Genomic DNA, 402 nt, shown 5'->3' on the forward strand with positions numbered 1-402 from the left:
GATTCTGTTGGTTGGCCGGTCCGCATGGGCCGGCCTATCTTTGTTCAAACGGAACGGAGAGGGACACATGGCGCATCGTTGGACGAATGACCTGAGCCGGGCAGACATCACGCCCGAACATATCTATATGAACCGCCGCCAGATCATGGCGGGTCTGGCAGGGGTAGGGCTGGCCGGCTTGGCGGGCCAGGCCCGGGCCAGCGAAGGGTTGACCCCCAACAGTTGGGACGACATCACCAACTACAACAACTTCTATGAATTCGGCACCGGGAAAGAAGACCCGGCCCGCTATGCCTCGGCGCTGACGACTTCGCCCTGGACGATAAAGATTGACGGGATGGTGGATCGCCCAGGTGAATATGCCTTGGGTGATATCCTGTCCAAGATGACGATCGAGGAACG

The 402-nt window shown here is 59.2% G+C and carries 1 pseudogene; it reads left to right on the forward strand.

The annotated features are described in order from the left end of the window. Positions 1-67 precede the first annotated feature (67 nt). Positions 68-402 (forward strand): annotated as a pseudogene (locus QWI17_RS08730) (protein-methionine-sulfoxide reductase catalytic subunit MsrP); the annotation flags it as partial.

The sequence above is a fragment of the Gilvimarinus gilvus genome (assembly GCF_030518155.1).
GTDB lineage: Bacteria > Pseudomonadota > Gammaproteobacteria > Pseudomonadales > Cellvibrionaceae > Gilvimarinus > Gilvimarinus gilvus.